This window comes from Citrobacter sp. Ce104, from assembly GCF_030334595.1.
GTDB lineage: Bacteria > Pseudomonadota > Gammaproteobacteria > Enterobacterales > Enterobacteriaceae > Citrobacter > Citrobacter europaeus.
In genome coordinates this window covers 114176-127230 of record NZ_JAOWDP010000069.1, presented here as the reverse complement: position 1 = coordinate 127230, position 13055 = coordinate 114176, and the positions used below count along the sequence as shown (strand labels likewise).

10 protein-coding genes are annotated in these 13055 nt (G+C 51.5%); 8 read left to right on the top strand and 2 right to left on the bottom strand.

Annotation, left to right across the window (positions count from 1 at the left end; translation table 11 throughout):
- Positions 1-51 precede the first annotated feature (51 nt).
- Together OGW16_RS23375 and OGW16_RS23370 are read left to right on the top strand one after the other, a co-directional pair.
- On the top strand, positions 52-1647 hold the full coding sequence (locus OGW16_RS23375) for an acyl CoA:acetate/3-ketoacid CoA transferase (protein WP_172863092.1): 1596 nt from the start codon (positions 52-54) through the stop codon (positions 1645-1647).
- 13 nt (positions 1648-1660) lie between these two features.
- Positions 1661-2812: an acyl-CoA dehydrogenase gene (locus tag OGW16_RS23370; RefSeq protein ID WP_047411663.1), complete on the top strand. Its 1152-nt coding sequence runs from the start codon at positions 1661-1663 to the stop codon at positions 2810-2812.
- Between the two features lie 54 nt (positions 2813-2866).
- On the opposite strand, the gene OGW16_RS23365 is transcribed toward OGW16_RS23370, so the two are convergent.
- On the bottom strand, positions 2867-3757 hold the full coding sequence (locus OGW16_RS23365; protein ID WP_087053197.1) for an AraC family transcriptional regulator: 891 nt from the start codon (positions 3755-3757) through the stop codon (positions 2867-2869).
- Between the two features lie 506 nt (positions 3758-4263).
- Here OGW16_RS23365 and OGW16_RS23360 point away from each other — a divergent pair.
- The 5 genes from OGW16_RS23360 (at position 4264) to fadK (ending at position 9347) form a co-directional block, all read left to right on the top strand.
- Entirely contained in the window at positions 4264-5028 is a 765-nt protein-coding gene (locus OGW16_RS23360) for an electron transfer flavoprotein (protein ID WP_286519046.1), read from the top strand.
- Between the two features lie 21 nt (positions 5029-5049).
- Positions 5050-5985, top strand: a complete 936-nt coding sequence (locus OGW16_RS23355) for an electron transfer flavoprotein subunit alpha (RefSeq protein ID WP_200001499.1) — start codon at positions 5050-5052, stop codon at positions 5983-5985.
- A gap of 53 nt (positions 5986-6038) precedes the next feature.
- Positions 6039-7328 carry an FAD-dependent oxidoreductase gene (locus tag OGW16_RS23350; RefSeq protein WP_100194457.1) on the top strand — a complete coding sequence of 430 codons (1290 nt, stop codon included), beginning with the start codon at positions 6039-6041 and terminating at the stop codon, positions 7326-7328.
- Positions 7325-7618: a ferredoxin family protein gene (locus OGW16_RS23345; protein WP_080625093.1), complete on the top strand. Its 294-nt coding sequence runs from the start codon at positions 7325-7327 to the stop codon at positions 7616-7618. Before OGW16_RS23350 ends, OGW16_RS23345 begins: the two co-directional genes overlap by 4 nt.
- Before the next feature lie 82 nt (positions 7619-7700).
- On the top strand, positions 7701-9347 hold the full coding sequence (gene fadK / locus OGW16_RS23340; RefSeq protein ID WP_286519044.1) for a medium-chain fatty-acid--CoA ligase: 1647 nt from the start codon (positions 7701-7703) through the stop codon (positions 9345-9347).
- Positions 9348-9414: 67 nt separating this feature from the next.
- Here the strand turns inward: fadK and ppsA are convergent, their stop codons facing one another.
- A complete protein-coding gene (gene ppsA / locus OGW16_RS23335; RefSeq protein ID WP_043016582.1) occupies positions 9415-11793 on the bottom strand; it encodes a phosphoenolpyruvate synthase in 2379 nt (792 codons plus the stop codon).
- A gap of 328 nt (positions 11794-12121) precedes the next feature.
- On the opposite strand from ppsA, the gene ppsR reads away from it, so the two are divergent.
- Positions 12122-12955, top strand: a complete 834-nt coding sequence (ppsR, locus tag OGW16_RS23330) for a posphoenolpyruvate synthetase regulatory kinase/phosphorylase PpsR (protein ID WP_043016583.1) — start codon at positions 12122-12124, stop codon at positions 12953-12955.
- Positions 12956-13055: the final 100 nt, after the last annotated feature.

Below are 13055 nucleotides of genomic sequence, written 5' to 3'. Positions count from 1 at the left end.
TATTGTCGAATATAGCGACAGGCTGTCGCACGCATATAATCTGGAGTTTACATGAAATTATTAAGACCAAAACGCATTGATGGTCGGGTACCCGTATTATCCGCAGCTGAAGCCATTAATTACATTCCTGATGAAGCAACGCTCTGTGTTTTAGGCGCAGGCGGAGGTATCCTCGAAGCAACGACATTAATTAACGCGCTGGCTGAAAAATATAAAAATGAACAGTCACCGCGAAACTTATCATTAATTAGCCCAACGGGGCTGGGTGACCGTGCAGACCGTGGAATTAGCCCGCTGGCACAGGAAGGTTTAGTCAAATGGGCATTATGCGGCCACTGGGGACAATCACCACGAATCTCCGACCTCGCTGAACAGAATATAATCGCCGCCTACAACTATCCTCAGGGCGTATTAACCCAGACCCTGCGTGCATCGGCAGCCCACCAGCCTGGCATTCTGAGTGAGATTGGTATCGGAACATTTGTCGATCCCCGCCAACAGGGCGGAAAACTGAATGAAGTGACCACCGACGATCTGATCAAGCTGGTGGAAATCGATAACAAAGAGTACCTCTATTACAAAGCCATTGCGCCAAACATCGCCTTTATTCGTGCCACCACCTGCGACAGCGAAGGCTACGCCACCTTTGAAGATGAAGTTATGTATCTCGATGCGCTGGTGATTGCCCAGGCCGTACACAACAACGGCGGCATCGTCATGATGCAGGTGCAAAAAATGGTGAAGAAAGCCACCCTGCACCCGAAAGCGGTACGTATCCCGGGCTATCTGGTCGATATTGTGGTCATCGACCCCGATCAAACTCAACTGTACGGCGGTGCGGCAGTTAACCGCTTTATCTCGGGCGATTTTGTCCTCGATGACAGCCAACAAACGCCTCTGGCGCTCAATCAGCGTAAACTGGTGGCTCGCCGCGCCCTGTTCGAAATGCGTAAAGGCGCGGTCGGCAACGTTGGCGTGGGTATCGCCGATGGTATAGGTCTCGTCGCGCGCGAAGAAGGCTGCGCTGACGACTTCATTCTGACGGTTGAGACTGGCCCGATAGGCGGTATTACCTCTCAGGGCATCGCTTTTGGCGCCAACGTCAACACTCGCGCAATTCTGGATATGACCTCTCAGTTTGACTTCTATCACGGTGGCGGGCTGGATGTATGCTATTTAAGCTTTGCTGAGGTGGATCGCCACGGCAACGTCGGCGTACATAAATTCAATGGCAAAATCATGGGTACTGGCGGTTTTATCGATATCAGCGCCACCTCGAAGAAAATAATATTTTGCGGCACATTAACTGCCGGAAGTCTGAAAACAGAAGTTGCCGATGGCAAATTAAATATCGTTCAGGAAGGACGGGTAAAAAAATTCGTCAATGAATTACCTGAAGTTACCTTCAGCGGGAAAATTGCCCTCGAGCGAGGGCTTGATGTGCGCTACATCACCGAGCGCGCTGTATTTACGTTAAAAGAAGATGGCCTTCATTTAATCGAGATTGCCCCAGGAGTCTCTTTACAGGAAGACATTCTGGACAAAATGGATTTTTCTCCGGTTATTTCCCCCGAGCTGAAACTGATGGACGAAAGATTATTTATCGACACCTCGATGGGTTTTGTATTACCCGATGCTGCCAATTAAAAGGAGTACCCTAATGGATTTTTCATTAACTGAAGAACAAGAACTGCTGCTTGCCAGCATTCGGGAACTGATTACCAGTAATTTCCCGGAAGAATATTTCCGTACCTGCGATCAGACGGCTACCTATCCGAAAGAGTTTATGCGCGCCCTTGCCGACAATGGTATTTCGATGCTGGGCGTTCCGGAAGAGTTCGGCGGTATCCCGGCAGATTACGTCACGCAGATGCTGGCGCTGATGGAAGTGTCCAAATGCGGCGCACCCGCTTTTTTAATAACGAACGGTCAGTGTATCCACAGTATGCGCCGTTTTGGCTCCGCCGAGCAGTTACGTAAAACGGCAGAAAGCACCATGGAAACGGGCGATCCGGCCTATGCACTGGCATTAACCGAGCCGGGAGCGGGTTCAGACAACAACAGCGCGACCACCAGCTACACTCGCAAAAATGGCAAGGTCTATCTCAACGGGCAAAAAACCTTTATCACCGGCGCGAAAGAGTACCCGTATATGCTGGTACTGGCTCGCGATCCGGAGCCGAAAGATCCGAAAAAAGCCTTTACGCTGTGGTGGGTGGATTCGAAGAAACCCGGCATTAAGGTTAATCCACTGCATAAGATTGGTTGGCACATGCTCAGCACCTGCGAAGTCTATCTTGATGACGTTGAAGTAGACGAAAGCGATAGGGTCGGCGAAGAAGGCATGGGTTTCCTTAACGTCATGTACAACTTTGAAATGGAACGGTTGATCAACGCTGCACGCAGTACCGGTTTTGCCGAGTGCGCCTTCGAAGATGCCGCCCGTTACGCTAACCAACGTATTGCATTTGGTAAACCGATTGGCCATAACCAGATGATCCAGGAAAAACTGGCGCTGATGGCGATTAAAATCGAAAACATGCGCAACATGGTGCTGAAAGTTGCCTGGCAGGCCGATCAGGAACAGTCACTGCGGACCAGCGCGGCGTTGGCAAAACTGTATTGCGCCCGTACGGCAATGGAAGTGATTGATGACGCCATTCAGATCATGGGCGGGTTGGGTTACACCGATGAAGCTCGCGTTTCCCGATTCTGGCGCGATGTCCGTTGCGAACGTATTGGCGGCGGTACCGACGAAATTATGATTTACGTCGCTGGTCGCCAAATCCTGAAAGACTATCAGAACAAGTAAGCGGTAATACGTGCCGGATAGCGCAAATGCGTTTTCCGGCACAAGCCAGGATAATCAGACCTCTGGCATCAGGCATTCCTGCTCAGCCAGATTATTTTTAAACTGCTTACGATAATCACTGGGTGTACAACCCACATGCCGCTGGAAGAGTTTGGCAAAGTGATCGACATTTTCATACCCTACCCGCCAGGAGATTTCCGCTAACGAGGCTTCCGTATTTGTCAGGGCAAATTTTGCCTCGGTCATCCGTCGCTGAATCACATAATTTATCGGCGAAATACGATACTCTTTAGTAAATTCGTGACAGATATAACTGACACTGGCACGGAATTTTTTGGAGAGCTGATCGAGAGTTATTTTTTCGCGGAAGTTATTATTCAAATAAACCAGCACATCTTTAATTAAAACATCTTTTTTGATATAACCTTGTTCAGAACGATATGCATTTTTAAAATTTTCGTAATATAAAACAGTTAGTGCATAAGCAAATGCATCGTAAGCTGAAGACGACAAATTATTTTTGCTCTGGGGCAGCATGACGCTCAACTCATTAAAGATACTCTTAATAACCTCCTTACCCTGAGTCACGCTTATGACCGGACACGAGTGCAGTTGTAATAGCTGATTATCCTGCCAACCGTTGAAACGAAAATCGTGGAGCGCACAGGTGTATGTGGTAGCAGGCGCATTGCTATCTGAAGCAACCGCATGAAGCCGCCCTTGCTCTATCACCACGATATCCCCGGCATGCGCAACATACAGCGACGAATCGATAATAAATCTTGCGACCCCTTTTTTGACATAAATAAGTTCCGTTTCATTATCGTGAACATGATGCCCCGACTCCCACTTAGGGTCATCACTGATGACGAATCGCGAAAACCTCGGGTTTTTCCCCGGTTCAAAAAGGGTCTCCATGGCATTATCAAAGCAGCGTTGATACATGACAACCTCCACCTAAAGGCAGCAATTTTATGAATTATTAATATGAAAAAATAAAAACGATAATGACGTTATACAACGTTATTCCTTCCAGGCGAAACAAAATTATTTGCGCCATCTGCAAGATGACACCGGCTGCTCCAGTGCATTGTCACCACTGATTATTTGTGTTTTATAATAATCAGAAAGAATAAATGTTATTAACCCTGCATTAATAATTTACATATAAGAAACAAATCAAGCATAAAAGCGATTAAAAACATGATGCATTTCGCATTTATTTTCACTGCCTTTGTCTTCACGTTTTTTCCTGCAGTACGCAACGTCTGATTATTGCTGATAAACCCGGTAATCCCGGGTCGTTTTTTTTGCAAGATTGTTGGCAATGAAAACAGATTGTCCCGTCGAAAATACAGTCCCCTCTGTCGCACACTATTTTCAGTCAATTTTCCCTACTGTCGATAATGACGCGCCACGTCATTATCCACACGAGAATCACTGGAGATGCCATGAAAATAATAACCTGCTTTAAGTTGGTGCCTGAAGAACAGGACGTTGTTGTTACCCCACAGCGCTCGCTTAACTTTGACCGGGCCGATGCCAAAATCAGTCAGTTTGATTTAAATGCGATAGAGGCCGCTGCGCAACTTAGCGCCGAGGGTGATGAAATCGTCGCCTTAACGGTGGGTGGTTCGCTACTACAAAACTCTAAAGTGCGTAAGGACGTGCTGTCCCGCGGGCCGGACAGTTTGTTTATGGTGCAGGATCCACAGTTGGAGCACTCATTACCCCGCGATACCGCTCAGGCGCTGGCCTGCGCGGCCAAAAAAATGGATGTCGGCCTGATGTTGTTCGGTGAAGGATCGGGGGATATCTACGCTCAGCAGGTCGGCTTACTGGTTGGTGAACTATTACAGCTCCCGGTGATTAATGCCGTCAGCCGCATCCAACGTAACGGCGATCGCCTGGTGGTTGAGCGCACGTTGGAAGATGAAGTCGAAGTGATTGATCTGCCGCTCCCCGCCGTACTTTGCGTGACGTCGGATATCAACACACCGCGTATCCCCTCAATGAAAGCGATTCTGGGCGCAGGTAAAAAACCGGTCACTCCGTGGCAAGCCAGCGATATTGGTTGGATACCTGCGTCACCGTTAGCAGAACTGGTGAGTCTCACCGTGCCGCCGCAAACCGAACGTCAGCACATCATTCTGGAAAATGACTCAGCAGAAGCCATTGCCGAACTGGCTGAACATCTGAAAAAAGCCCTGAACTAAGCCCAACGGAGAGAAATTATCATGAGTAAATTAGCCAACGTCTGGGTGTTCAGCGATAACGTAGAACGCTATGCAGAATTAATGGCCGGCGCTCGCCAGTGGGGTGAGCAGGTACACCTTATTGTGCAAGGCAGCGACCAGGCCAAGCAGTTGCAACCCCTGGGCGCTGATAAAATCGTCGTGCTCGAAGCAATCTCCGGTTTGCAGCGTGTTGAAAATTATGCCGAAACCATCGCCGCTCTGATACAGGAACACGCCGGACTGCTATTGATGCCCGCCACCAAACGGGCCAAATCCCTTGGCGCGCGCTTAAGCATTCAGCTCAACGCCGCGATGGTGAACGATGCCACATCAGTAACGCTTGATGCAGGCACACTGTTCGCTGAACACCGTATGTACGGTGGGCTGGCATTTGGCAAAGAAAAAATCAAAAGCACGCTGGCGATCATCACGCTTGCCCCTGGCCTGCTTGAACCCGTAGCGGAAAACGCCTCGCATAACTGCCCTGTTGTCTCAGCAAATTACATCTCACCGCACCATGAAATTATGTGCCTGGAGCGTCGCGCCAAATCCGTGAGCAGCGTGGACCTCAGCAAAGCCAAACGCGTGGTGGGTGTGGGTCGCGGCCTGGTTGCGCAAAACGACCTGGCAATGGTGCACCAACTGGCATCCGTACTGGGTGCTGAAGTGGGTTGTTCACGCCCCATTGCTGAAGGCGAAAACTGGATGGAGCGCGAACGCTATATTGGCGTTTCTGGCGTGTTATTGAAATCGGACCTTTACCTCACGCTAGGCATCTCAGGACAAATCCAGCATATGGTCGGCGGTAACGGCGCGAAAGTCATTGTCGCCATCAACAAAGATAAAAAAGCGCCTATTTTCAATTACGCCGATTACGGCCTGGTAGGCGACATCTACAAAGTCGTTCCAGCGCTTATCGAACATCTCAGCCGCTAATCCTCTTTAACGCACATCTCCCGCTGCCTCGCGGCGGGAAAGGAGCATAAAGCATGTCAGATGAAAAATTTGATGCCATTGTGGTCGGTGCTGGCGTAGCGGGTACAATTGCAGGCTACGTTATGGCCCAGGCAGGACTGGACGTACTGGTCATCGAGCGCGGGAACAGCGCAGGCAGTAAAAATATGACCGGTGGGAGACTCTACGCGCACAGCCTTGAGCGCATCATGCCTGGATTTGCGCCGGAAGCACCGCTCGAACGTAAAGTGACCCGCGAAAAAATCTCCTTTCTGACCGAAGAAAGCGCCGTTACCCTCGACTTCCATCGTGAGAAAGACAACGCGCCAGCGCAAGATTCCTGGACAGTTTTGCGCAACAGGCTCGACCCATGGCTTATGGAAAAAGCGGAACAGGCTGGCGTACAGTTCATCCCCGGCGTGCGCGTCGACGCACTAATCCGCGAAGGTAATAAAGTCACCGGCGTGCAAGCCGGGGACGACATCCTGGAAGCCAATATGGTTATCCTTGCCGATGGCGTCAATTCTATCCTGGGACGGTCACTGGGGATGGTGCCTCCCTCTTCTGCACAGCACTATGCCGTTGGGGTGAAAGAGCTGATCGGCTTACCGTCGGCGGTCATTGCGGATCGATTCAACCTGTCAGGCAACGAAGGTGCAGCCTGGCTGTTTGCAGGCTCGCCGTCAGATGGACTGATGGGCGGAGGATTTCTGTATACCAACCAGAACTCCATCTCTTTGGGTCTGGTGTGTGGACTGGGAGAGATTGCCCATGCGACGAAAAGCATTCCACAAATGCTGGAAGACTTTAAGCAACACCCGACAATTCGTCCGTTGATTGCCGGCGGCGAACTGCTGGAGTACTCCGCACATATGGTACCGGAAGGTGGACTGGCAATGGTTCCGAAGCTGGTTGATGACGGTGTGATGATCGTCGGCGATGCCGCTGGTTTCTGTCTGAATCTGGGTTACACGGTGCGTGGCATGGATTTGGCGATAGCCTCCGCAGAAGCCGCCGCCAAGACAGCCATTGCAGCCAAAGAACGTCAGGATTACTCAGCCACTAGCCTGATGGACTACAAACGCGCCCTCGAACAGGGCTGCGTGATGCGTGATTTGCAGCATTTTCGCAAGATCCCGGCGCTGATGGAAAACCCGCGCCTGTTCACCCAGTATCCCCGCATGGTGGCCGATATTATGAGCGATATGTTTACCGTTGACGGACGCCCAAATCAGCCGGTTCGCAAGATGATCATGTCCCACGCCAGAAAAGTTGGGCTGATGAACTTACTGAAAGACGGCATCATGGGGGCAACCGCGCTATGAATCAGGACAATAACGTTAACGTCGACGTCAAACTGGGCGTCAATAAATTTAATGTCGATGAAGGTCATCCGCACATCATCCTGGCTGAGCATCCCGACCTTAATGAATTTCGCAAGCTGCTGAAAGCCTGCCCCGCCGGACTGTATAAGCAGGATGAGGGTGGCAATATTCATTTTGACTCCGCAGGCTGTCTGGAGTGCGGCACCTGCCGGGTGCTGTGCGGCGACACGATCCTCACACAATGGGAATATCCGCTCGGAACATTTGGCGTCGATTTCCGCTACGGCTAGCGGGTTTTGCATGTTGTCCGCCGGATTGGCCCCGCTGGCCATCCGGTCAGATGTATGCCGAAATCATCCAGGGAATAACTTCATGAGTATCACACTAACGTTTAACGCCGAACGCCGTGAAGCCTGGCGAAAACAGGGTTTATGGGGAGATGCTTCGCTTAGCGACTACTGGTGCCAAACGGCCAGAGCCATGCCGGATAAAATCGCCGTGGTTGATAATCATGGCGCTTCGTACACTTACGCCGCACTCGACGGTGCTGCCAGCAGTCTGGCAACCTGGTTTTTAGCCTGCGGTATTCAACCCGGCGATCGCATTGCCTTTCAGTTGCCGGGCTGGTGCGAATTTACCATTATCTATCTGGCCTGCCTGAAAACTGGAGCGGTTTCCGTCCCACTGTTGCCTGCCTGGCGCGAAGCGGAGTTGGTATGGGTACTGAACAAATGCCAGGCGAAGATTTTTTTCGCACCAACGCTTTTTAAGCAGACCCGACCGGTCGATCTGATCCTCCCCTTACAAAACCAGTTGCCGCATCTGCAACAGATTGTCGCCGTAGATAAACTGGCGCCAGCAACAACCTCGCTGGCGCTCAGCCAGTTGCTTTTAGCGCCACCGTTAACTCAGATGATTAACGTTCACGCCGATGAACTGGCTGCCGTGCTGTTTACCTCCGGGACCGAGGGAATGCCGAAAGGCGTCATGTTAACCCACAACAACATCCTTGCCAGCGAGCGTGCCTACTGCGCCCGCCTCAACCTTACCTGGCAGGATGTGTTTTTGATGCCCGCTCCACTTGGACACGCTACCGGTTTTCTGCATGGCGTTACCGCGCCGTTTTTAATCGGCGCGCGCAGCGTATTGTTGGATATTTTCACCCCAACAGCTTGTCTTGAACTGCTGGAGCAACAACGCTGTACCTGCGTGCTCGGGGCTACGCCCTTCGTCTACGACATGTTATGTAGCATGGAAAAACGGCCCTGCGATCTCACCTCACTGCGTTTTTTCTTATGCGGAGGCACCACTATTCCGCAAAAGATTGCCCGTGACTGCCAACAGCGAGGCATTAAATTGTTAAGTATTTATGGTTCCACGGAGAGCTCGCCGCATGCGCTGGTCAATCTCGATGATTCACCCTCCCGCATGATGACAACCGACGGCTATGCTGCCGCAGGCGTCGAAATTAAAGTCGTCGATGAAGCGCGCAATACCCTGCCCGCAGGAGTTGAAGGTGAAGAGGCCTCGCGTGGTCCCAATGTTTTTATGGGCTACCTCGACGAACCCGAACTAACCGCTCGCGCGCTGGATCAGGACGGCTGGTATTACAGTGGCGATTTATGCCGAATGGACGACGCGGGATACATCAAAATCACCGGACGAAAAAAAGATATTATTGTGCGCGGAGGGGAAAACATCAGCAGTCGCGAAGTTGAGGACATTTTATTGCAGCACCCACGCATTCATGATGCCTGCGTTGTCGCGATGCCGGACGAACGCTTAGGTGAACGGTCGTGCGCTTACGTGGTGCTGAAACCTCCGCATCACTCACTCTCGCTGGAATCAGTGGTGGCCTTTTTTAGCCGCAAACGGGTGGCAAAGTATAAATATCCGGAGCATGTCGTGATTGTCGAGAATTTACCGCGCACGGCGTCCGGTAAGATACGAAAATACCAGCTGCGTCAGGATATTATTCAGCGTTTAAACGTGGAGAGTGTGGAGATCGTTGCAGGATAAAATGCCGGATGGCGACGCTCTTGCGTCTTATCCGGCCTACATTGAATAGGCCGGATAAGGCATGATGTTACTTGTTCAGTTCAGCCAGGCTCAGCCAGGTCTGCACGACGGTGTCCGGGTTCAGCGACAGGCTGTCGATACCCTCTTCCATCAGCCAGGCCGCGAAGTCTTCGTGGTCGGATGGTCCCTGACCGCAAATACCCACGTATTTACCCTGTTTCTTAGCTGCGCGAATCGCCATCGACAGCAACGCTTTCACCGCGTCGTTACGCTCATCAAACAGTTCAGAAACCACACCAGAGTCACGGTCCAGACCCAGCGCTAACTGCGTCATGTCGTTTGAGCCGATGGAGAAGCCGTCAAAGTACTCAAGGAACTGCTCGGCCAGCAAGGCGTTGGACGGGATCTCACACATCATGATGATCTTCAGTCCGTTCTCACCGCGTTTCAGACCCTGACGCGCCAGCTCTTCTACTACCGCTTTCGCCTGAGCAACGGTACGCACAAACGGTACCATCACTTCAACGTTAGTCAGGCCCATATCGTTACGGACACGTTTCACTGCATCACATTCCAGCGCGAAGCAGTCGCGGAAGCTATCAGCAACGTAGCGGCCCGCCCCGCGGAAGCCCAGCATCGGGTTCTCTTCATGCGGCTCATAACGCTCACCACCAACGAGGTTGGCATATTCATTGGACTTAAAGTCCGACATACGCACGATGACGCGTTTCGGATAAAACGCCGCCCCCAGCGTTGCAATCCCTTCCGTCAAACGACCGACGTAGAATTCACGTGGGGAATCGAAACCTTTCATCATGCCGCGGATTTCGTTTTGCAGCTCAGGCGTCTGATCATCGAACTCCAGCAACGCACGCGGGTGTACGCCAATCATACGGTTGATGATAAATTCCAGACGCGCCAGGCCGACGCCTTCGTTTGGCAGGCAGGCGAAGTCGAAAGCCCGATCCGGGTTACCGACGTTCATCATCACCTTCAACGGCAGATCCGGCATGGTCTCCACGCTGGAGCTCTTCACGCTAAAGTCGAGCATGTCAGCGTAAACATAACCAGTATCCCCCTCGGCACAGGAAACGGTTACCTTCTCACCGTCTTTCATGCGCTCGGTGGCATCGCCACAGCCTACCACGGCCGGGATCCCCAGTTCGCGGGCAATGATCGCCGCGTGACAGGTACGACCGCCACGGTTGGTCACAATCGCCGCCGCTTTCTTCATGATCGGTTCCCAGTCCGGGTCGGTCATGTCGGTAACCAGTACGTCACCTGGCTCGATACGGTTCATTTCGCTGATGTCATGAATGACTTTGACCGGGCCCGCGCCAATGCGATGGCCGATAGCACGACCTTCAGCAATAATTTTACCCTGCGCATGCAGCGTATAACGCTCCATGACCTGGCCGCGAGAACGCACGGTTTCCGGGCGCGCCTGCACAATGAACAGCTTGCCGGTATGACCGTCTTTCGCCCATTCGATGTCCATCGGACGACCGTAGTGCTTCTCGATCTGTACCGCCTGCTTCGCCAGCTCCTGCACTTCTGCATTGGTCAGGGAGAAAATGTCGCGCTGTTCCTGCGGTACATCCTCAATCGTTACCTGCTTACCGTGTTCCTGGGTTGGCGCGTAGACCATGCGGATTTTTTTCGAACCCATTGTGCGACGGACGATCGCCGGACGGTCAGCCGCCAGAGTCGGTTTGTGCACGTAGAATTCATCCGGGTTAACGGCACCCTGCACGACCATTTCACCCAGGCCCCATGCGGAAGTGATAAACACCACCTGATCGAAACCAGATTCGGTATCGATGGAGAACATTACGCCAGAAGACGCGAGGTCTGAGCGCACCATCCGCTGGACGCCAGCGGAGAGCGCCACGCCACGATGGTCATAGCCCTGGTGAACACGATAAGAGATCGCGCGGTCGTTAAACAGCGAGGCAAATACGTGTTTGATAGCAACCAGTACGGCATCAAATCCCTGGACGTTGAGGAAGGTTTCCTGCTGACCGGCAAATGACGCATCTGGCATATCTTCTGCGGTAGCGGAAGAGCGCACGGCAAAAGAAGCATGGGCATCGTCCGCTGAAAGCTGCGCGTAGGCATCGCGAACGGCATTTTCCAGCTCCGGCTGGAAAGGAGTGTCGATAATCCACTGGCGGATCTGTGCACCGGCTTTCGCAAGCTCGGTGACGTCGTCAATATCCGTTTTATCCAGCAGCTCATAAATGCGCTGGTTTACACCGCTCTGGTCCAGAAACTGGTTAAACGCATCGGCGGTCGTTGCAAAACCATTCGGTACGGAAACACCCATACCGGAAAGGTTAGTAATCATTTCACCCAGGGAGGCATTTTTGCCCCCAACTCTGTCTACATCATTCATGCCGAGTTGGTTATACCAAAGCACCAGCGGTGACGAGCCATTGTTGGACATCGAACAATCCTTATATATGAACGAGGTTAGGAAACTCAATTTTGCGTAATTATCTTTGCATATTTACCTCAACGAAAAAAACGGTGAATCGTTCAAGCAACTTTATTTTTTATTTTTTCAGATTGTTTACGCATTTGCGCAAACCCGCGAGCCACAGGGGATCACCACAAAAACTATCGGTATAAACATTTGTTCCGAAAAATGAAATGTACTTTTCATTAAATATAAAAATACCGTTTCATTTTATAAAATAGATGCAGCAATATTCGCTTCTGGCGAATTTTAATTTATGCTTTCAGAGAATTATGTCAGCCCCAGGATGAGCAAAATGGATAATGCTGTTGATCGTCACGTATTTTATATTTCTGATGGTACGGCCATCACCGCCGAGGTATTGGGCCACGCGGTAATGTCGCAATTTCCGGTCACGATCAGCAGCATTACGCTGCCGTTTGTGGAAAATGAGAGTCGTGCGCGGGCGGTTAAAGACCAGATTGACGCGATCTACCAACAAACTGGGGTGCGCCCTCTGGTGTTTTACTCCATCGTCTTGCCGGAAATTCGCTCAATCATTCTACAAAGCGAAGGATTTTGTCAGGATATCGTGCAGGCATTGGTTGCCCCACTGCAGCACGAAATGAAGCTCGATCCCACGCCGATAGCCCATCGTACCCACGGTCTGAATCCCGGCAACCTCAACAAGTACGATGCGCGCATTGCCGCCATTGATTACACCCTGGCCCATGACGACGGTATTTCGTTGCGCAACCTCGATCAGGCGCAGGTGATCCTGCTCGGCGTTTCTCGCTGCGGCAAAACCCCAACCAGTCTTTATTTGGCGATGCAGTTTGGTATTCGTGCGGCCAACTACCCCTTTATTGCCGATGATATGGATAATCTAGTGCTGCCAGCGTCACTGAAGCCGTTGCAGCATAAATTATTCGGCCTGACCATCGACCCTGAGCGCCTGGCGGCCATCCGCGAAGAGCGCCGGGAGAACAGCCGTTACGCCTCCATGCGCCAGTGCCGTATGGAGGTGGCTGAGGTGGAAGCGCTGTATCGTAAAAATCAGATCCCATGGCTGAACAGTACCAATTATTCGGTAGAAGAGATTGCTACCAAGATCCTCGACATAATGGGGCTGAATCGCCGCATGTACTAGAATGCTAGTGCATTGGTTCGATTTTTTGTTATTATGCTCGCCACCAGGCAGGATGAGTGTGATATTGTGATGTACATCACTTCCCGGTAGTCCTGCCGTT